The organism is Pseudomonas sp. GW821-FHT07F05 (assembly GCF_059418765.1).
Genome location: NZ_JBWKQL010000019.1, coordinates 1 through 19,583 on the forward strand (window position 1 = coordinate 1; position 19,583 = coordinate 19,583).

Below are 19,583 nucleotides of genomic sequence, written 5' to 3' on the forward strand. Positions count from 1 at the left end.
CCGGATTGGCAAGATAGTGTTAAGCCGATGTTATTGCGGCCGACCAGTCCATTTGAGGGGCAGGAGGTGTTTTCAACAGCCACCCCGTCTATCTGCAGGTACTCCCCGGTCTTCATACGACCGGTAGAGGTGACCGTCTTACCGATCACGGCTCCTGCGGCGGTGATCGTCCCCGCTGCGTTCACATCACCTGAGGCTGTGACATCCACTGCACCGATGTCATTGGCATTGGTGATGTCGTGCTTGGCACCCGCCGCGTCTTGCATATTCAGCGTGCCGGTCATGGGCAAGCTGCCGTCACGACGCAGAAATTCAAAGAATCCCTGACTGTCGTAGCCGTTGCTGATCGACACCAGACCTGCCACGCCGCCGCTGTTGGTTCCCGTCACCGTCCCGCCGTTGCCGACAAACACGCTGGGGTCACCGCCCATCGAGCTGGGAATCGAGACGCCTGCATTGCCAGGGCTCGCTGCCGTGGCCGCGATCGTGGCCCGGCGGATGTCCACCGTATTGCCATTGGGGATCAGCAACGGCGCCGAGGTCGTCACCTGAAACAACAGGCTGCAGGTTGGAATCGTGCAGCCGCTCTGCGTGTTGATCCGCATGGCGACGTTGAGCTGAAGGGTCTGGCCGTTATAGACCATTGGGTTTATAGCCGTTGCCGGCAGAAACCCAAGGCCGCTCAGGTCGGTCAGGGTGGGAACCAACAGCCGCTGGGGTGGCAGTGAGTAGCCGTTACGCGTCACGCTTTCCCCGCGCTGGATCTGGGTGAAGAACGTGGTGGCATAGGTCTTGGTGGCATCGCTGACATTGGCCATCCGTTCGCCGATCAGCTTGGCCTTGTCGTCCCGCTTTTGATCCATGCTTGCCTGGGCATAACGATTGCCGGCATAGGCGGTAATCAGGACAAGCACCCCGACCACCAAGGCCAGTTGCGGCAACAGAAAGCCCCGCTGCCGTTGCCTGGGTGGCAAGCGCACCGTGGGTAATCGCTTCATGGTTATTGATCCTGTAAGTGCATGAGGCGCACGCGCTCGACCTCGGGGCCAAGGGCTGCGTATTCGCCTCGGGAGATATGTGCAGTGATCTTGTGTTCACGCGGCAAGGCCTGCACGCAGAGCTTGCCGCTGTCGTCGAAACGCTGGTGGATGGCCAACTGCAGGCTGGAAGCCAGCAACTCATTGGCATTGGCTTCACCCGCCGCTCGGGCCATCGCCGCCAGGCGCTCAAGCCCGGCATGAATGGATTTGGCGTGCACGGTGGCCAGCACCAGATGACCGTCGCCGGCCAGTCGAAACAACTGCGCGGCCATCTGGGCGGTCAGCACTTCGCCGAAGCCCAGCATCGATGCGTCCTTGGCCGGAAAGCAGCGCAGTGCCGCATGGATACCGCTGTCGTAACCGCCCAGTTCGGCGACGTCGATCTGTTCGCAGTAGCCCGCACCATGCGGCCCTTCCAGCGGATCCTCTGGCGGATCCTCCAGGGTCAACGCGTAACCGCCCAGCAAGCGCAAGCGTGCCGCGATCGTGGCACCCCAGGTCACGGTTTTACCGGCGCCGGTGAGTCCGAAGATCACCACCAAACCGCCGGTATCGCGCATCCTGGAGCCCAGCAACAACGCCTTGACCCACTGCGGTAATCCCAGCAAGTCCAGATCAGGGCACAGATCACGCAAGTGGCGCAGTGCAAAGCGCCCTGCGCGCATTCGTTGAACCCGCCAGCGGCTGTCATCCGGCATCACGATTTTCTTGCGATCCGGATGCTGCTCGATGCCCGCGATCAGTTGCTCAATCAAGGCCTGATGTTCTGCCCCGGCCTGCTTCTGGCCGGGGAAGATGATTGCACTGCCTTGCTTGTCCGTGGACAGGTGGACGTCAGTGATCAGCGGCATGGCAGGTGTTTCAGCAGCCATCAGGCGCGACCGAAGGTGAATACGACGGTATTGGCGTTACTGGCGTTGCACTGGGTGCCTGCTGCGGTCAGGTCCAGATCCGTGGTGCCGGTCTTAACGGCCGTGCCATTGACGCTGACCGTCAGGTACTGGTCGCTGGTCATGGCGGTAGCGATCTTGATGCATTCACGGCTGGGGATAGCGGTCAGCGTGCCTTGCGCCTGAGTGCCATTGGAAGCCGGCGCAAAGGTCAATTGGCCCCACTGAGTCAGCAGATTGCCGGTCGGTACACCGGCGGTGACCTCGGTCAGGCCACTGCCCATCCAGCGATTCTGCGCGACCTGGGCCGTGGTAAGACCGGTGTAGGACGTGCGGTTCTGGTAGGCCGTCTGGATGGCGGGAATGGCGCTATTGAATGCATCAATGATCTTGTTAGATCGCACGGTTGCAAGAATATTGGGCAGGACCAGTAATGCCAGGGTCGCAATCAGACCGATGATCAGCGTCACGATGCCCAGCTCAACCAGCGTGTAACCGCGTTGCTTATGTCCAGGCAGTTTGCGGGCCGATGGGCGAGCGTGCAGGGCTGGGACGCTCACAGTGTTTACTTGAGTGTTTTGCATTTTAGTTTCCTTGGGGTACGACAAAGAGCCGGCCAGGGCCGGTGTGATGTTGCAAGGGGGGTTAACGAAACTTCGAGGGGGTCAGATCTAGCGAACGTTCTGAATGTAGGTTTCCACGGCCTGGTTGAATTCGAAGTTGGCCAGCACGATGAAACCAATCACGCCGCCGACAAACAGCATGGCCAGAAGGCCGCTGACCACGGCCTGACGTTCAGCCCGCTGCACCTGCTTGTCTGCCTGATCAAAGGCCAAAGTCAGAAGGGCGTTGGTGAAGTCACGGCGTTCGGCATAGTCCTCGATGCGGTCCATCATGTGCAGGGGAAACAAACCGGTACTGGTCAGTGCCCGCGCTGGCTCGTCCGGGGCTCTTTTCAGGCGGGCCAGCATGTCTCGCAGATGCTCGTTCATCCATGCCCCGGAGAAGTAGCGCATGCGCTCCAGGGCTTCCTTGGGACCGTGGTTGTTCGATTGCAGCAGGATGGCCAACGACACCAGCAAGTTGTTGGCCTGGCGTTCGCGGTAGCCGCGCCAGGGCAGCAAAGGCACCCGATCAATGACCCGGCGCACTCTGCCGCACCAGCGGCTGCGACTCCAGGCAATCAACCAGCCCAGCGCAATCACCGCAACGCCCAGAGCAATGCCTCCATCAACCAACCCCTGAGAGAGGGTGTAAAGCAGCTGGCTCAACGCCGGCCATTTATCCAGCGGCAATATCTCCAGGTTCTGCGGTGCAATGACCAGGGCATACGCCAGGAAGAAGCCCAGCAGCGTAGCAACCGCTGCAATGGGCGACACCAGGGAGGTAAAAAAGGCACTGGAGATTTTGGCCGACAGGCGCAGGGATTTCGCCAGGTAGTCCATGGCGTCCTCCAGTCGCCCGTCTTCCTCTGCAGCGACCAGCACCATCACCTCATAATCCGGCACCGTATGCTGCAACGCGTTCGCAAACGACTGACGTTTCATCTTGCGCAACCAGTGCTCATACAAAGGCGCCCAGCCGGTATGCCGCTTGCGCGCCCGTGCAGCCATCTTTTTCAATCGTTCGGGGCCGCCCATGTCATCGCGCAAGGCCGAGGCAAAGTCCTCGTAGAACTCCCGCCGCGAATCGCCGGAGAAGTTGAACAGCCAGCGCGACCACTTGAACGCCAGGTTCATATCGACACCTCGGCCAGCTCGTAGCTTTCCAGCGATTCGAATTCACGCTCCAGATCCCGAACATCAATCCATCCCTGCGAAACCTTGTAGAGCGCGTGCTCGTAGGCCGTTTTGCCGGTCATGTCCGAATCGTCAAAGCGGGTGTCGCCGCGACTCTGCCGCCAGTAGGTTTCGGCCTGATCATCCTTGCCATCGGCGATCATCTGCCGGATCACCTTGTCCGGCGCGATGATTTCGGCGACCACAGTGGAGCCTGCAATACCACGGCCCTTGCAGTGCGAGCAGGCGCCCTGAGCCGAGCAGCGTGCCGATGCCGGGTCCAGACCAAACTTCTCCTGCAGCAGCTGCAGCTTGACTTCAGGCAGCACCTCTACTGCCGGCACCTTGCAATGCTCACACAGCACCGGCAGCAGCCGCTGAAACGCCAAGGCTGACAGGAACTGCCGGTCAGCCAGCACGTGCCGGTCCAGGCCCAGCCGGAGCAGACGCAAAATTGCGCCAAAGCCCGATGAGGTATGCAAGCTGGTGTAAGCCTTGTGCCCGGTCATCACGAAGTCGGCCACGATCGACGCCGTGGAAGCATCCCGAGTCTCACCCACCGTCACTTCATCGGGATCACCGCGCAAGATGTCGCGCAACGTGCCGTTGAGCGCCTGGATGCTATCGACCGCTTCCTCGTGATCGTCGCGTTGCACGGAAATCTGTGACACGCCGAAGATCTTGTATTCCACCGGATCTTCAACGGAGTAGCGTTTGCGCTCCATGCGGTTGGGATCGGCCTCCATGCACACTTTCAGCGCGGTGGATTTGCCTGATCCGGTAGGACCGAGAAACGCAATCAGCCCGATGGTGCGTGATACACACTGAGTCAACAATTTGATCTGGGACTTCTCGTACCCCAGATCGGCAAAGGTCTTGCTGACCTGATTATGCGTCTCCACGGGCAGCAGACGGATAATCACGTCCCAGCCATCCACCATGCGGATGTATTTGTAGCGCAGCTTGTACAGCGTACCGTTGACCCTGGTAGTGACCATGCAGCTCAGCGACTTCTTTTCCATCGAAAAGGTGTTATGGCTGCGCGTTTTGGGGTCGGACAGCTCGGTGTACAGGTAGCCAGCCATCTGACTGCAGGTTTCCGCGTTGTACTGCTGATAGGGAAACAGGCGGCTGTGCACACGAAACAGCGCCCTGCCCGTTTTGTCACGGCAGCACAGATGAATATCCGTCGCCTGATCCTCGATCGCCGCGTGAATCAGCTCTTCCACGATCGAGTGGGCATCGCTGGCCTTGTTGTCGGCCAGTGCGCCGTTGATGGCCTGGTTGACCGCAGCGATTAACGAGACATCGGCCAGGCGCTCCTGGGCCAGGGCATAACCCGCCGTGATTAGCCGGCTGCGCAGATCCAGGTGCAGACGCTGACCCAAGGCTTGTTCCGACACCAGCAACAGCGCTTCACGGTTGCCCAGATCGAGCACGGCCACCAGGGACAGATCATTGCCCGAAACGCCTTGCGACTGGCTGATCGTGGAGCGATGCGTTGGAAGCTCATCACGTTGACGCAGCCGAGGGTGCTTGCGAACGGCGGCAACCAGCCGGGATTGCAGCTGCGCCGCGTCCTCCAGGGACGGCGTGTTTTTCTCGCGACGACTTCCGAAAAGTTTCAGACCGCCGCCTGGCTTGGTGTCTTTCGTATCTTTGGACGACATGGCGACTCCAGGATCAGCGCATCAGCGGCGCGGTGATGGAAGGGGTAATTGGAGCAATCGGAGCACCTGGGACAGCAGCGGGGTCAACGGCCGAGGTCATGGGCTGGCCGCCCTGCCCGCCCATCCAGTCCAGCAGGATGGTTTTGCGCTGCACGACCTTGCGCCCGTCCGTGCGCACCAGCTGGATCTGGTACTGCTGGATGCTGTCGAGCTTCCAGCCATCGACTTTGGAGATATAGGGCTCCTGCATCGACACCGGCACACGCCGGCCCTTGTAGCTGATTTCGGCCACCTCCTTGCCGACCAGGCCCCAGATGGCCTCCACCGTGGGCTCACCGTCCTTGACCTCCTGTTTGGAGCCCGGCAGCGGGTTGGCTGACACCGAGGCAGCGGCCGTGCCGCTGTTCTGGTTCGCTCGAATGCGCAGATCCATTTCCGAATCCAGCAACTGAGCCTGTTTGGTCAGCAGCCGGCCAAATGTATCGGTGCCGCTGTCGAGCAGTGGTGTGTCGTCGGCCATGGCCACCAACGGCAGCAACAGCAAAGACCAGGCAAATTTACGGGTTGGCATACACCGTCCCCTCCAGAGTGAAAGTGAGTGGGTCATCGAGCTTGAACGTCACGCGGGATACGCCACTGGTCGCGGGCAATCGCGACGCCAGGTTCTCCAACAGCACCGCAGATCCTGATGCGCTGAACGCACCGATCATGGGTATCCATTTCTCTTCCGGTACGGCGACGGCCGCATTCCCGGCCACTCGCGCCCAGGCCGAAGGCAGGGTCAACGTGACGCCAAGCACTTTGGAGACCTGAGCCAAGTTGCCCAGCTTCTGGTTGATGGCATCGCGGGGTGGCAACGCCTCCACGGTGCGCGCAGGACTGGAGGGCAGCTCAACGGGCAGCGGCTGAGTGACCTTCTGTGTGTCGCTGTCAAAAATCGGCGCCGGCCAGCTTTTGGGCTTGGCGGCCAGGTAGCCAGCCCAGGTCGCGAAGGCCTGCGCCTGATAGGTCAGCGTGCACGTCGATGCGGCGCATTCGAGACCGGTCAATCGCCAGCCTTCCAGCAGGCGTTTCAGATCCCGCGTGGTCTCCAGGTACGCCGGCACGGAGAGTCGTGCCGGCACCGTCGCGTTGATCGCAGCGTTAACCGCGTTGGCCAGCTCCAGCTTGCGTTGCGCGATGGCCTGCTCCCGAACCAGAGTGGCATCACGACGTGCCGTCTCTTCGGCCTGCAGCTGGTAGACGTAATAGGCACACCCCCCTGCCAACAGCGTGATACACAGCAGTAAAGGAATAACCGGCAGCGAGGTGTGACGAGTAAACGCCGCCTTGCCAAAGTCGCGCTTGTGCAGCGAGTGGCCAAGCGTCTGCAAAGAGAGGTGCCGCAGATCCAGCGAGTGAGGCAATGGCTCCAGCAGCACCTGCTGATCGGTGTAGATCGGCAGTTCTGCAGGATTGGAGAAGCGGTTGAGCACGTCCCTGACTTGCCTCATCACTTCACTGGCCGGTCCTACACGATCCGTACGCGGGATCGGCACGCCGTCCTGCGCGGCAAAAAGCCAGAGCCGGTCCTCGCCGATCTCGATCAACGTCAGGTACTGATCCTCGCTGATAGCGGCACGCAGCAGTGCAGCCGCTGCAACGGGCCGCCTCTTGCTCATGGCACGTGATACCAGGGCTACACAGCTGTCGGCCTGCCCGTTGGCGTGCCAGACAAACTCCCAGGCCGCATCGGCGCCTCGTCCCAGTTGCTTGATTTCATCGCGAGTGCCGTCAAGGCCGGGCAGCGTCAACCAGTCCAGCCCCATCAGCGCGGTACCGAACCCCGGAACCTGCAATTGGGTCAGCATCAGTTCACCCCTTCCACGACCTGTGGCGTCAGAAGGATCAGCACGGCGCGTTGCGTGGATGAGCTGGCCACACCGCCGCCCAACAGCGGCGTCAGCTGGCCGTCAAACGACTTGTCGGTGGCCTGCTGCTGGATGTTCTGCACGCCGGCCAGTACCGCTGTCTCACCTTTAACGATCGTGGTGTAGATCTGGTACTGATTGGCCGTGGACTGCGGATACTGCAGCGTGACCCCGTTGCTGACGAAGGTGTTCGTCGCACCGCGCATCGAGGCGTCCATCGAGAACTGCACGATGACCGAACCATTGGGCTGGATCGAGGAACGCATGTTCAAGAAGGTGCCCGTTGTCAGCTGGCCGGGCTCAACGCCTGGCACCACGGTGGTGTTGTTGGTGCCGGTGCCGTTGGAAGACGCGGAGCTTGAACGAGCCGGGTAGATGAAGTTTTCCGTATTGGCGATCGACAACGGTCGGTTGTTCATCATCGGGTAGGTTTCATCCTTACGGACATTCACCTTGCCGACGGTGGCCAGCGCCTGCAGAAACGTGGAAGTGGTCGAGTTGTCGCCGTTGCGGATGACACCGATCTGCCCGAAGCCGGTAGAGGCACCAGGGAGGCCTGCCGGTGAGAACAGATTGACATTCCAACGCGACGTGGCGTCGTTGATCAGCCAGGCCCAGTTCACGCCCAGGTCATTGTTGGTGGTGGCCGTCAGATCAATAATCTGCATGCGCATGCGCACCTGGCGACTAACCGACTTGTTCTCGGCGTTGATCAGCTCTTCGACCTGCTCTTGAATCTCGCGGGTGTCCGTGACCGTTACCACACCGGAGTCGGATATCGAGAATTTGCCAATGCCGTTAGGCGTCAGCGCACCCTGGATCGCGACCTTTAGGTTTTTAACCACATCGACATTCGCTGTCATTTTGGCCGACACATCCGATGAGGATGAAAGCTGGCCTGCCTGGCTTGTTCCGCCGCTGCCACTGCTGCCGCTGTCATTAGCACCGGTAGACGCGGTCTTGGCGATGGTGCTGTTGACATCGTTGATGTCGGTGATCGTGGCGATCTGGTAGGTGCGGGTCACCAGGCGCGAGATCTGAATGATGCCGTCCTTGAAATCCCAGCCCACGCCGTATTCAGCGGTTTTCTGATCGAGCAGTTCGCTCAAGGTCGCGCCGGCCGGGCTGGCCTGATCGATGAAGAACGACCGCGCCACGGCATCGCCCTGGGGCACCGCCGTATAGCCACCACTGCCCATGCCGGTCATAGACACCAGGCTTGGCACCGACTGCCCAAGCGTTCCGCTGAGGGGCACGCTCATTGGCATCGGCGTTGCGTTTTGCATGGCCGAACCACCCCCGGCTGAGCCCATGCGTTGTGCCGTGAACACTTGGATCGGCACCAGGGCATCAGGGCTGACACGCACCGACAGGTTGGTGATCTTGCTGATGCGATCGGCAAATACGTTGATGGTGGGCTTGTCGGGAAACGAGAAGCGAATCGGTTCACTGAACACCGCCGGCAGCTCAGCGTCGCGTGACACCTTCACCGTCTTGCCGCCCAGCCACATGCCGTCGAATTCACGCACAGCTGCGCCACGCAGTAAATCTTCCTGGCGCAGCCGGGCCAGGCTGTCCTGCACTTTCTGGTTGCCTTCGACCGAGGCGCCGCGAATGCCGTCGCGTTCGGTCATCGCGCCGCATCCGGACAATGCCAATGCAACGGCCACGGCAAGGCTTCGTTTCAAGTACGAAGTCATAGGTTTAACTCCAGGGGATTATTGAGCGCGGCGACCGGACTCGGTGACGCGAAGGACTTTGTTGCCGGCATAGAGCATGCCGGTCAGGTTGACGTCAGCGGCGGACAGCGACTGGAACAGGCGTTTCACAGCAGAGCGGAAGTCGCCCTCGAACGTGGCAGTGACGTTGATCGGCACATCGACCGAGGCGTCCCACACCAGCTGCCAGCCGGCCTTAGCGGCCCACTTGCCCAGGGCGCGGCGCAGCGTGACGTCGGAGGTGTTCAGCACCCACTGCTCGGGAATGGGCTTAGGCGGTGGAGTGACTTTCGCGATCACAACAGTCGGCACTGCAGCGGCAGGAATAATTTTCGCCGGCACTGCGGTGGAGCTGGTCTGTACATGAGAAGTGGGTGCCGAGGAAGCAGCCGACACCGTCGGGCTTTTCGCCGGTGAGGACGTCTTCAATGCATCGGCAACGACCTGCGCCGCTGGACTAGGACCGCTGTGCGGCTGTACGACCTCGACGATCTTTGGCGTAGGTGCCGAAGCTGGCATCACTACGATCGGCGCAGCAGCAGGTTTGACTGGCGTGGCAACGGCCACAGCTCTGACCGGCGCTGGCTGTGCAGGGAGTTGCGTTGGAGGTGCGGGTGAAGCCGTTTGATGCAGGCGCATCTGCGCCTGACTGATGGTCGACGCGCTAAGGGCAATCTGATCATCGATCAGCTGCGTGGCAGGCGTGAACTCTGTCGGTGGGGCAGTTTGGCAGCCTGAAACGATCGCAAAGGCTGCCGCAAGTAGCAGGGGGTTTCGCATGGGGTGCCTCTTATCGGCGCCGATATGAACATTCATAGGCGAGAAGTAGGGATGTGAGAAAAACGAGCGACCACACGTTGCCGATATCGGCATCATGGGCCAAGCATTGCGGTGGGGTAAGGGAGTGAAACGAACGAAGAGGTGAAGCGGATGCGTGCCTTCAGCGGCAGCGTGTCACGGTCAAGAGGGCATTGACGAACAAGCTATGCTTGATTTTCAGCCTCGGAGCGAACCTTCTGAGCTGCGGTCATGAGGGTTTTTGACCAATTCTGCCGAGCTACTTCGCTGTAATGATCGACTAAATGTTGAACGAATTGAGTCGGGGTAATCTGGACTCGCATGTCGTTGCTCACATCAATAGCGTGTTGTTCGACTTCAAGATGACGCTCTGCTCCTATGTAAACCACTCTTTTTACTTTTGAATCTAAGTTGAGAGCATTGGAAGGATTTTCCACATTTAACCTCCGGGAATAGTAAAGCTGACTAGTGCAGCATTTCATCGACATAGGGTGTTTCGAGCACTGTCACAATCAGAGAGCGCGGTGACGAACTTCTTTCTGGCAGCTCGACCTGTGCTTGCAGCAGATCGAACAGGGCCGCCTGCCTTGCGAGTTTGCAGTCCAAGCTCACGACATTTTGTAGCGCAGTTAAAACTGAAGCCGATACGTTCCTGACCTCAATCTTGGTGACATTTTTGTTAGGTTTGATCATCAGGCCAAGGCGCCAAGCCTCAATCAACGAGTTCGAGATTGTGCAAATATCGCCGCCAAACTTAACAAACTCCCTAACGCCAGATATGTCACCGACTTGAGTCGGGTGGACGATCTCTGGATCCAAGCGGACAAACAGATAACCAGGGAACAGCAACGTTTGAGTGACGCGATGCCCTTGGCAATCAGCTCGCTTCGAAACCTTCTCCTTAGTAGGAGCAAAAAAGTCAGCACCTAGGACTCTCAGCCTAGACGTGACCAGCTGAAAAGCGTGGAGATTGTAGGTGATGAGATACCACTTCAGCATGGCAAGGTCCTTCTTTCGGGTACGCGCCGCCACTAAATCGCCGTGGCGCTTTATGAGAGGGGCCTGCAAATCCGATGAGGATCCAAGGCCGGCGCTGATTATATATACAGTGGTCAATAATGCAATGGCCCTGTGCCACTGGCGTATTTTATGACTAATGCACTCATACAGCAATGCATTTCTGCACAATGTGATTTTAAGACGTTTTATTTCACGATAAACCACTGAAAATGGTGGCTTTTTGGGCCACCTCATGAATTCGCCGATACGAACGCTGATCGGGCAACGCATCAAGGCGTTTCGAAAAAAAAACCGAGCTACGCAAGCAGCGCTTGCTGAAGCGATAGGTTGTGAGGTCACAACCTTAGGAAGGTACGAGCGTGGTGAATACGCACCCGACGGGGAGCAGCTTGTAAAAATTGCGGCCTTCTTCCAAATAACTCCAATGGATCTTCTACCAGGGCAAATCGACGTTGAGCGACAGTCCGTGATTGATCTACGGGCAGGTCTGGTCGACTGCATCTACGCCATTGATGATCCAATCGAGTTAGGAAAATTGCTGGATAAAGCACGAGAAACGTTAAATCGAGCAAAAAAAACGCGGTAGGACAGGCGGATTCGGGAAGAATCTGCTAGAAGCTCTCGCAAGAAGTCACTGACCCTTGACCTAGGCTGCTACATCATGGACAGAAAAGAATTTGAAAAGGTTATACGAAACCTTGGATACCACTATGAAGCAATGATCAGCAATAACATTATTAATAATGTACCCGCCGAACATATCTATACCGATGAAGACACGATAGAGGTTGTATTAGAGAACGGAATTGAGTTGGTGTATTGGAAAGAAACAATGCGGTTTGAAATGATTGTCATAGCGGGTGAATCTCTAAGTAAAGACCTCATCAGCCTTCTACCCGAGCCGCTTTGTCACATTGGGAATAGACCCACCACGCTAGCGAGTTTAGGCCAGCCAATTATAGAAAAAACGCCGCTTGAGCTGGTGGATTCCGATCTTTACGCATGGGATTTTTATCAATTACGCGAAAGCCTACACCCTGAGGCATCGTTAGAAATTCAGTATGGGGAGCAGATGGAGGTCTCAACCATAATGATTTCACTCCTAGACAAACAGTCATAGGCTGTTGCTTACGACTACGCGTCACCTGGCCGGCCCGACTGACATCGCTTACTGGTTCACCGTATCTCGGAAACTGTCGGCCTAGCTTCTAGGTTCTAAGGCGAAGCCGAATGAGCCTGGTGGCAATCCCAGGCTTGGGAAGTCGAGTCGACTCCAGCGCATTGGATCTATCGAGCTGGAGCAAACCCTGCAGCTCGATGAGATCGCAGATATCCAAGCAAGCCGTGATCACCAACCCCGGGTAATCCCAGCGGCACACACTGCCAGCGATTCAGGGCCGTGGGTATTGAACTGGATCCGGAGTAGAAGGCTGCGGCTGATTAGAGTCAGAGTCGTAACTGACATCCGCCGAAGGTCGTCCATCCTGCTCCAGGTGATCAAGATAGAGGCGCTGATCCTGACGCGTTGGTTCAAAACGAGAGTTGCCAAACTCTTGGTTGAAATTATGCAATGCGGACAGCGCATCCTTCATGAATGAAACCTCTCCTTCGAAAGCAATCTGCTCACCACTCTTGTGGCTTGTGACCGCCATTGCCAAGGCATAGTTAGCCGGATCCTCTGCACCATCAAAGGACTCACCGATGTGCACGCGATCGCCTTCATCACGAACACCAACAACACCATCCCGAACGTATTCGACTGTACCGTTGCGATACAGTTGTGTGGCGTGAGTTTTCCAGTCATGCACGGGTGAATCGTCAGCAGCGCTGCACAAGATAATACGGTCGGCATCACGTTCCACACGTTTAGCCTGGCGCTTTTCTCGGTACGCAAAACCACGCAACTGACTCACAGCCGCGACGTCACCCAGCAGCGCTTCTTTCTCGATCCAAGCTCTGTAAGGCATTGGTCGAGCCATGCCCTTTTCAGCCAGATCCTGACGTTCATGGCGCAACTGGATGCGCAGCTCGGCCATTGCTTTCATCCGTTCGAACTCAGCAACGCGGTACATCAGCTTACGCATGGTGGGATCGCGGTGTTTGTCACGAACCGTGGCCTTCATCGCACGAAAGTGATCCGCAATCTCACGCTGCCTGCCGAGCACATTCAGCTCAGGTTTAACGAACTCTGCACGGTAGCGCTGATAGCGCATCTTCAGATCGAGACGCGCCTCTGCCCGCTCCTGCCGGCGTTCGAATCGGGCCGATTTATCCCGTAGCTCGAACTGAGGCTGGTAAGTCGAGCGCATCAAAACTGGACTGTCACTGTCGCTATAATGCTCAACAGCGAACGAAGGTCGACTCTCAAATTTACCGATGTGACGTTCCAGCTTTGCTTTAGTGAGAGCGACATGAACCGAAGAGGCTTTGACCACAGATGTCGCCTCGGGACGTAGGTAGTCATAGACCACCAACCCGTCACCCTGCTCGCGTAGACCGAGGCCGCTTTCATGCAGCGCACGGTGGGCTTTATCCCAGGTCAGCTCATTGGTTTCCAACATACTCGAAATGTCATCCCTGACATGCTCTACCGCATAGTGATAAAGGCTTTCTGTGTTGGAGTAGACCTGCAACGGCACAGCATCACGGGGAGCACGGGTGAAGCGAAACGGCGCACGCGTCAGTTGATCATTAACCCCCCATTCCCAGCTGCCATTGTCCTGGATGAAACCGTACTTACGCTCAAGAACCCTGCAGCTTTTCTGAAGCGCGTCAGCGTCATTCCATAAATTGGCAGCCTTGTAATTGATCGGATTGACCCGATTCACAGCCACGTGGCAATGAGTATTGTCCGTGTCCTGGTGAATGGCGGTCACGTACTGGTGACCCTCCATTCCGATCTGGCGGATGCAATATTCAGCACATTCGAAGATCTGCGCATCGGTAGGCAGTTCGTTCTCGCGCCAGGACAAGATGAAGTGGTAAACCGGATCGACACACTTCGTGTTCTGCGCGGCAACCATGTTCATTTCTGCCGCTGCTGTTTCCCAGGAAAAACAGTTGGTCTCGCAGGAAATGCCGCCGCTTATGAGTCGCTGACGACCATCGGGATATTCATCAGTGATGACCACGGCTCGATCATCGCCCTCGTTGCGATCGACGTAATCCACAAGCCGATCGAACATGGCGTCCTTGCTACGCGATTCGCTTGGCCGTGTCCTATTAGTCACCTCGTCATCATCTTTAGGTTTGTCCGCACGATCACTGATATAGCTCACCAGCCTGTTAAAGCTGGAGCCTTTATCACCGCGTTTCGGAGGGATGATGACGTTCATGATCAGGAATCTATTTCACGTGAGTTTGAGAAAGGTCGATGGCAATAACAGCTTTTTTGATGGCGACCAGGACATCCGCAAAATGCTTGCTTAGTTCAGTCGTCATGCCGGCCTGCATTTGGTTGAACAGATGCTTTTGCAACCCGCCCAACTGCAGCAGCTCGCCCATCAGTTTCTTGTCAGTGGGTGTCTTGATCTTGCGGCCCAGGGCTGCGCTACGCATCAGATCCGAAACGGAGATACCTGCCGCGGAAGCTTTCTCGCCCAGAAGGACCTTTTCATCCAGCGTGCAGCGGACTTTGATCATCTGGTCCCTCTGCCGCGACTCGCTTTTGGACATAACTTAACTCTGACTGACGATGCTGGGGTGTCGGGGCGTAGCCCTGATCCGGGTTTTGTGGACATCGACCGCGTGCGGGCGGTGGCCACAAAACATTTCCGGTCATATCTTTAGGGCTCGATTCGGGCTCTAGACTAGCATTTAGGCTCAAGGCCGCCTAGGGCCAAAGCAGAGAAGCGGCTGCGGCGGTGGCTGGTTCGCCTTCCGGATGCGACCTGGAGGCTCTGAGGACGCTTACGGGAGGTCAGGCTTCAACTATGAAAAAACAACCTGCAACGGTCTTACGCGCCTGAATACCTCATCACGGCCTGATTGACGTAGGTTAACCGCTGTCGTCGGTGAGCCGCTTCTTGGTATTCTCGGCGACTAACGGGCGCCCTGCCCTTTGATCGGGCGCCGTTATCGATCAACATCATTCGGAATCGCGCAATGGCGAAGCAAAAGACGTTCACCCAAAAAGATCTGGAAACCGCACGGCAGAAACTCTCTGAGCTTCCAGATCAGAGCAAGGACAAACTGAGCCAGGCGGAAGTTCTTCAATCATTGAAAGCGGAAATAGTTCAGCTATGCGCAACGAAGGGCTACACAGTCACCGAGGTCAAGCAAGCCCTCGCGGACGTCGGCTTGAATGTGAGTGCCAAGGAAATTACTGATTTGACGACTGCTCGCAAACGGACTGCCCCTCGCACCAAAGCGCAGACGGCTTAACGCTCGCTCACATTAAAAAATGAGCAATAAAAAAGCCCCACATCGTGGGGCTTTTTTGTTCGGCAGGTTACCTCGGCTAGCGCGCAGCAAGGTCGATTTTCTTCGATTCGCCTTTGCTGTTTGTTACTACAAACGTGCACGCCGTATCGGGCTCGCCGGCTGCGATGCGCTCCTGAAAATACTTCTCCGCTATTTCCTGGGCGGCGGCCTTGTGGTCTCCGGGATTTTCGCTGTACATGGTCCAGGTCACGATATACGGGCCCATGGTGTTCTCCTCCATTAGGGTGTGGTGGGCCCGGACAGATGTTGTCCGGGCTTAGGATTAGGCGGCGAGCTGACGGCTTTGCAGAGCCTGTGCCAGCACCCACAGGGCGCGATTCAATTTCACATCCTGATCAATGCCGTTGACTGCCCGCGTTGTTGTGCGTCGGCCTTGTTTGTTACGACCGGTCAAACCGCCTTTAATGGTGTTTTCCTGCACTCGATTGAAGGTGGTCCAAAGGTCGCTGTTACGGTCTTCCCGGCGACGTGGCATGAGCAACTGCGACGGGGTAACAGGTGCGGGTCCTTCAGCCGGATCGTAGCGATACGCCAGGGCAGCCATTGCAAAGGCTTCTTGCTCGTCCTGGTGCAATTGCTGATGCTTCATGTCAGCGGTGATGTGGTCGATCTGTTCGAAATGCTTCAACACTTCGAAGGCGCCTTCGATCACGTCATGTACCACGTCACTACGGCCGCTATGGCGCACTTTCTGGTCGGCTGCAACGTCACCCAGTACCAGACCGTTTGCGCACACAAAACGGAATTTGCCGCCAATCATTTGGTAGCTGCTGCTGCCGTCGTGGCTGTTTAGCAGAATGATTTCATTGGCTTCCTGATCCAGAATTTGACTCGCGTGACGCAGGCGCAGCATGTGCTTGGTGTGCTCGCGCTTGCCCTCGTCGCGTACCCGCGTCTGACAAGCCATGAACGGTTCGAAACCTTCTGCGCGCAGCGCATCGAGCACCTGAACGGTCGGGATGTACAGGTAACGGTCAGAGCGGCTGTTGTGCGCTTCTTCAGCGAAGATGGAAGGCACATAGTGAGCGATCTGATCGTTGCTCAGTGCAACATCACTGCGAATCATGCACGGGTTACGGAAGTTGCTGGACATACGCATAAATTTCTCCTGGTGGTGCGCCCGGCCAACCGGGCGCAAGCGGGGTTAAGCGGCGAAAAGGTCGCCTTGGCGGTCGGCATAGCTGCACCAGCGGACAAACGAATCGTTGCCGCACCAGGTCTCAATTTTCTCCACGAAACCTTCACGGCGCGCTGTGGTGATTAGCGCAGCGATCACCTCGGCCGAGTCGCCCATTTCAAAGCAGTTGTCGAACTGGCGTTCGCCGAGCCCCTCGAAACCGTTGTCCCAAATTTCATACCTGACCACGGCATCTACCAGGTCATGCTTGAACGTCAGAACCAAGAACTCGACGCGGGCATTGAACTTGTGTACCTGGCGACTCAGTTTCAGCAGTTTTTTGCAGATCTCGACCTGACCGCTTGTGAAGCGCTTCATCAGCTGTTGCTTTGCTTGTCTGTTCATTTCGTCTCATCTCTGTGCTGGCTTTGCTGAGTGCCTTTCGCCATGCGCTTAGGTCGATCGGGCGCATAGGTGCGTGACAAGGGCGCGATGCGAGGCCGCAGCTAAGGGAGCGAAGCGAGTCTGAACGGGGGAGTGTCGCGGGCGCAGCCGAACCCTTGTCAGGTGCCGCGCTCGATCTACCGTCAAGCGCACGGCGAAAGGTGCGCAGCAAAGCCTGCAGGTGATACGAGAGGTACAGGCAGCGACGGCAAGCGGAGCGCGCAGGCCGAGAGGCCGGAGGCGTTAGAGCCGGCTTGCCGGCGAGGATTGAAGCCCGAAGGGGCGAGACGGGCCGGCTTCATGGCCTGGCTCGATGCGCAGCACGAAAGCCCGGCCCTGAGCGCAGCGAAGGGAACGCACGTCAGAGGTTGTCAGCGGTCAAGCTGCACCGAGGCTGAACAACCAGGGCACTCCTCTCCTATTGCGATCTAGCAGATCTGAGTGATTGAGCTAAAGCCAGAACGTCACCAGCTGCTGCAGGAGGTAGCCAGGCTTCAACCTTGACCCAATCACCCGGTAATCCCTCCAGGCGCGCCTGAATGCGTGCCATCAGCCTGTGAACCACCTGCCGGGTCAACCCAGTTTCCAAGGCTGCTTCGGACACGCTGGCACCCATGACCAGGACAAGCCTGGCAGCACTTATCGAGCGATCTGAGAACGCTCGACGTCGATTCTGGCCCGCAAGCACGTTCATGACCCGCTCAAATTCGTCCGCGGCCATTAGAGCGCAGGGTGAAACAGGACTGATCATCCGGATCAACTGGGCAATCTGGGCGTTGCTGTAGTTCTGAGTGATCTTGGCTGCAAGAGCAGACAGGACTGGATCGACAATCATAGGGGCAGACCAGGCTGAGAAACTCAAAACTACAGGAATCGCAACCACATGTAACCTGCATCAAGGTGCGGGTTTGACACTGCCTTCAACGTGCATGCCGCCCTAGGCTGGTCGATTGAAACTGCTTAGACGCAAAAAAGGATCCGATTTGCGCGATAGATCTTATTGAAAGCTAGCACTTTGCCCTATATTCGCTCTCGGCCCGACTGGGCCAAACATGCCCGTGCGGATTTCTGCGCGGGTAAACACAACCAGCAAGGGAAGAAACCCATGCAAATCCAAAAGCACCCTCTCATTTTCTATCAGGAGTACAACAAAGGTGATGATCGATGTTAACGATGTAAAGGCAGTTCTGGACACCAACCCCGAGGTTATCCGGATCATGCCTGAAGGAACCGCGTTTGCCCGTGCCCAAGATTCGGAGCATGACGCTGAGCCCCGCTTCTACAACAAAAAATCGGATAGCCGCTTCGGCAGCCCCGATCTTCCTGTGGGAGTTCTGTACCTTGGGCTTAGCGACACTGTTGCAGTCGCCGAGGTGTTCCAACCGCCGGGAGATGAAACCCCAGTGGCGTATGCCAAGCTGGAGCAAAGCTCGTTGCATGAGCTTGTTGCGGCACGGGACTTGAAACTGATAGACCTGCCGATGTTGGCTAATTTGACGGGTCTAAAGCTGCGCGACGTCGTCCAGGCAAAGGGACAGGGCTCTGAAGGTTATGACCCAACTCGGGCACTGAGCAAGGCTTGCATGGAATGTGGTGCACAGGTCGATGGACTTCTGTACACCTCATCCGTGTATTCGCCAGCCGGCACCCTTGAGGGGTGTAATGCCGCCCTGTTTGACGGACGGGGCGAGCAGGTTAAGCCGGTCAGCCACAAGTTGCTCCTCAAGGGCCGCTTGTCGAACGGTAAGACAGCCGCGAAGCACCTGCAAGACCTGGGCGTCAGCCTGGAGTAAGCAACAACCGTCCCCCTCGCAAGAGGGGGCGGTCTTTACCTACCATGCAGATACTTGTTGTCCCATTCCCGCTTGATGATTTTGCGGGCGGCAGGATTGTCTATGAGCGTATGCATCTCTACGATGTTTTCGGGCTCACCTGGGTTTGAATAATCGATTCTTGTGAGCAAGTGCTGAACAAACAGGTTCATTGCAACCTGGTCTGCAGGATCGACGCCGAATTCAGCAATCAGGTCGGCTATTACAGGTCGTACCTTGTTATCTTTGATCTGGAAAGCCGGATAGTATTTTCTGCCGTTGCTTTGGTTCGTATAAACGGCGATCTGGCCAGCCTGGATACGCTTGCTCAACGCCTGTTTAGTGATACCCAAAATCCTAACGAGATCTTTGCTCTCAAGCAGTTCGCACCTTTCCTGCACCCTCGCAAAGGCTTTGGATCGCATGGCAGCGACAGCCTCTTGATTCTCGATTTCGACACTTCGCACTGCCTCAGCTGTGGATCTCGTCATCTCAGCGAGAGCTTCTCTATCATCTGAAAGCTTCAGCGCCTTTTCGAGCACCGCCTGCGGCAGCTTTGCGATGAACTGGCGGAAACGTCTGTCCACCGCATCCTCAAGATCCACTCTCGAAGTAGGGACGGACGCCTTGAAAGAGACAGACATGGAACCTCCTGACGACTCATTAAACAATCAACTGACTGCCAATGTACGGGGATACTGTCAACTCGTCAACCAGTCAATCTGTCAACCTACAAGAAACGTAAGAGAAATGCAGGCAGCGTTATGAAACCCACTGCTATCCAATAACGTAGCCACATGTCACCACTATCCTTGAAAAACGGCTTTGGTTCAGGTGATGTGTAATAGCTAATGATAAAATAGGTTATTTTCCATGATATATATTCTATACATATCATTAGGTTAGGTGTGATCTGCGTAATTTTTTCCACAGAGCAGCGTGAT

22 protein-coding genes are annotated in these 19,583 nt (G+C 57.0%); 4 read left to right on the forward strand and 18 right to left on the reverse strand.

Annotated elements, in window-relative coordinates; all coding sequences use genetic code 11:
• The 11 genes from pilV to AC07RO_RS25210 form a co-directional block, all read right to left on the reverse strand.
• Positions 1 to 998 (reverse strand): shufflon system plasmid conjugative transfer pilus tip adhesin PilV (gene pilV / locus AC07RO_RS25160; RefSeq protein ID WP_495087345.1); only part of this gene is annotated, 998 nt, incomplete at its 3' end.
• A 2-nt stretch (positions 999 to 1,000) separates the two neighbouring features.
• Positions 1,001 to 1,912: an ATPase, T2SS/T4P/T4SS family gene (locus AC07RO_RS25165; protein WP_495087346.1), complete on the reverse strand. Its 912-nt coding sequence runs from the start codon at positions 1,910 to 1,912 to the stop codon at positions 1,001 to 1,003.
• Positions 1,912 to 2,514: a type 4 pilus major pilin gene (locus AC07RO_RS25170; RefSeq protein ID WP_495087347.1), complete on the reverse strand. Its 603-nt coding sequence runs from the start codon at positions 2,512 to 2,514 to the stop codon at positions 1,912 to 1,914. Before AC07RO_RS25170 ends, AC07RO_RS25165 begins: the two co-directional genes overlap by 1 nt.
• An 87-nt stretch (positions 2,515 to 2,601) precedes the next feature.
• Entirely contained in the window at positions 2,602 to 3,669 is a 1,068-nt protein-coding gene (locus tag AC07RO_RS25175; RefSeq protein ID WP_495087348.1) for a type II secretion system F family protein, read from the reverse strand.
• A complete protein-coding gene (locus AC07RO_RS25180; protein WP_495087349.1) occupies positions 3,666 to 5,378 on the reverse strand; it encodes a GspE/PulE family protein in 1,713 nt (570 codons plus the stop codon). Before AC07RO_RS25180 ends, AC07RO_RS25175 begins: the two co-directional genes overlap by 4 nt.
• Positions 5,379 to 5,391: 13 nt before the next feature.
• Positions 5,392 to 5,949, reverse strand: coding sequence for a hypothetical protein (locus tag AC07RO_RS25185; RefSeq protein ID WP_495087350.1), 558 nt, complete (start codon positions 5,947 to 5,949; stop codon positions 5,392 to 5,394).
• Positions 5,936 to 7,228, reverse strand: coding sequence for a type 4b pilus protein PilO2 (gene pilO2 / locus AC07RO_RS25190; RefSeq protein WP_495087351.1), 1,293 nt, complete (start codon positions 7,226 to 7,228; stop codon positions 5,936 to 5,938). The genes AC07RO_RS25185 and pilO2 overlap by 14 nt, the downstream gene beginning before the upstream one ends.
• On the reverse strand, positions 7,228 to 8,988 hold the full coding sequence (locus AC07RO_RS25195; RefSeq protein WP_495087352.1) for a secretin GspD/PilQ domain-containing protein: 1,761 nt from the start codon (positions 8,986 to 8,988) through the stop codon (positions 7,228 to 7,230). Before AC07RO_RS25195 ends, pilO2 begins: the two co-directional genes overlap by 1 nt.
• Positions 8,989 to 9,006: 18 nt before the next feature.
• On the reverse strand, positions 9,007 to 9,525 hold the full coding sequence (locus tag AC07RO_RS25200; protein WP_495087353.1) for a toxin co-regulated pilus biosynthesis Q family protein: 519 nt from the start codon (positions 9,523 to 9,525) through the stop codon (positions 9,007 to 9,009).
• A gap of 464 nt (positions 9,526 to 9,989) precedes the next feature.
• Entirely contained in the window at positions 9,990 to 10,241 is a 252-nt protein-coding gene (locus AC07RO_RS25205; RefSeq protein ID WP_495087354.1) for a hypothetical protein, read from the reverse strand.
• Between the two features lie 28 nt (positions 10,242 to 10,269).
• Positions 10,270 to 10,803 carry a transcription termination/antitermination NusG family protein gene (locus tag AC07RO_RS25210; RefSeq protein WP_495087355.1) on the reverse strand — a complete coding sequence of 178 codons (534 nt, stop codon included), beginning with the start codon at positions 10,801 to 10,803 and terminating at the stop codon, positions 10,270 to 10,272.
• Positions 10,804 to 11,056: 253 nt separating this feature from the next.
• Here AC07RO_RS25210 and AC07RO_RS25215 point away from each other — a divergent pair, with 253 nt between their 5' ends.
• Positions 11,057 to 11,410, forward strand: coding sequence for a helix-turn-helix domain-containing protein (locus tag AC07RO_RS25215; RefSeq protein WP_495087356.1), 354 nt, complete (start codon positions 11,057 to 11,059; stop codon positions 11,408 to 11,410).
• A gap of 75 nt (positions 11,411 to 11,485) precedes the next feature.
• Positions 11,486 to 11,944, forward strand: coding sequence for a DUF6392 family protein (locus AC07RO_RS25220; protein WP_495087357.1), 459 nt, complete (start codon positions 11,486 to 11,488; stop codon positions 11,942 to 11,944).
• A 271-nt stretch (positions 11,945 to 12,215) separates the two neighbouring features.
• Here the strand turns inward: AC07RO_RS25220 and traI are convergent, their stop codons facing one another.
• Entirely contained in the window at positions 12,216 to 14,159 is a 1,944-nt protein-coding gene (gene traI, locus AC07RO_RS25225) for a TraI/MobA(P) family conjugative relaxase (RefSeq protein ID WP_495087358.1), read from the reverse strand.
• 10 nt (positions 14,160 to 14,169) lie between these two features.
• Positions 14,170 to 14,499 (reverse strand): plasmid mobilization protein MobA, encoded by a 330-nt coding sequence (mobA, locus tag AC07RO_RS25230; protein ID WP_495087359.1) that lies wholly within the window; start codon positions 14,497 to 14,499, stop codon positions 14,170 to 14,172.
• A gap of 429 nt (positions 14,500 to 14,928) precedes the next feature.
• On the opposite strand from mobA, the gene AC07RO_RS25235 reads away from it, so the two are divergent.
• Positions 14,929 to 15,207 (forward strand): mobilization protein, encoded by a 279-nt coding sequence (locus AC07RO_RS25235; protein WP_495087360.1) that lies wholly within the window; start codon positions 14,929 to 14,931, stop codon positions 15,205 to 15,207.
• A gap of 76 nt (positions 15,208 to 15,283) precedes the next feature.
• Here AC07RO_RS25235 and AC07RO_RS25240 read toward each other — a convergent pair whose 3' ends face one another.
• From AC07RO_RS25240 to AC07RO_RS25255, 4 genes are all read right to left on the reverse strand, one after another.
• Entirely contained in the window at positions 15,284 to 15,472 is a 189-nt protein-coding gene (locus tag AC07RO_RS25240; protein WP_495087361.1) for a hypothetical protein, read from the reverse strand.
• A 57-nt stretch (positions 15,473 to 15,529) separates the two neighbouring features.
• Complete coding sequence (locus tag AC07RO_RS25245) at positions 15,530 to 16,366, reverse strand: DUF932 domain-containing protein (RefSeq protein ID WP_495087362.1); 837 nt, start codon at positions 16,364 to 16,366, stop codon at positions 15,530 to 15,532.
• A 45-nt stretch (positions 16,367 to 16,411) separates the two neighbouring features.
• Positions 16,412 to 16,789, reverse strand: a complete 378-nt coding sequence (locus tag AC07RO_RS25250; RefSeq protein ID WP_495087363.1) for a hypothetical protein — start codon at positions 16,787 to 16,789, stop codon at positions 16,412 to 16,414.
• Between the two features lie 457 nt (positions 16,790 to 17,246).
• Entirely contained in the window at positions 17,247 to 17,663 is a 417-nt protein-coding gene (locus AC07RO_RS25255) for a TrfB-related DNA-binding protein (RefSeq protein ID WP_495087364.1), read from the reverse strand.
• A gap of 322 nt (positions 17,664 to 17,985) precedes the next feature.
• Between AC07RO_RS25255 and AC07RO_RS25260 the strand changes: the two genes are divergently transcribed.
• Entirely contained in the window at positions 17,986 to 18,621 is a 636-nt protein-coding gene (locus tag AC07RO_RS25260; RefSeq protein WP_495087365.1) for an RES family NAD+ phosphorylase, read from the forward strand.
• A gap of 35 nt (positions 18,622 to 18,656) precedes the next feature.
• Here AC07RO_RS25260 and AC07RO_RS25265 read toward each other — a convergent pair whose 3' ends face one another.
• Positions 18,657 to 19,283 carry a hypothetical protein gene (locus AC07RO_RS25265; RefSeq protein ID WP_495087366.1) on the reverse strand — a complete coding sequence of 209 codons (627 nt, stop codon included), beginning with the start codon at positions 19,281 to 19,283 and terminating at the stop codon, positions 18,657 to 18,659.
• Positions 19,284 to 19,583: the final 300 nt, after the last annotated feature.